Annotated in this window: 1 protein-coding gene; it reads left to right on the forward strand. The window is 66.8% G+C overall.

Features of this window, described 5'->3' with window-relative positions; translation table 11 throughout:
- Positions 1–58 precede the first annotated feature (58 nt).
- Positions 59–274: F-box-like domain-containing protein (locus QWJ41_RS21295; RefSeq protein WP_302710500.1), on the forward strand; the 216-nt coding region annotated here is incomplete at its 3' end.

Raw genomic sequence — 274 nt, forward strand, 5'->3', positions numbered from 1 at the left:
TTCAGGACTTCTAGGAGCCAGTCCAAGAACTGGACCTTGTTGGGACAACGGACCGGCCATGGCGCCGCCGCCGCCACCAAACGAAGCGGACCTCGCCGCGCCGGCCGCGCTGCGGGCGCCGGCGGACGTGATCTCCCGGGTCTTCTCGCAGCTGGACTGCGTCGACCTCCTCAGCTGCTCCCTCGTCTGCAGGCAGTGGTGCCGCGATTCTGCGGAGCTACGGGAAGAGTGGAGGATGGAGTACATGGACGCCTGGAAGCTGCAGGGTCTCAGC

The organism is Nocardioides cremeus, assembly GCF_030518195.1.
In the GTDB taxonomy this organism is placed as follows: domain Bacteria; phylum Actinomycetota; class Actinomycetes; order Propionibacteriales; family Nocardioidaceae; genus Nocardioides; species Nocardioides cremeus.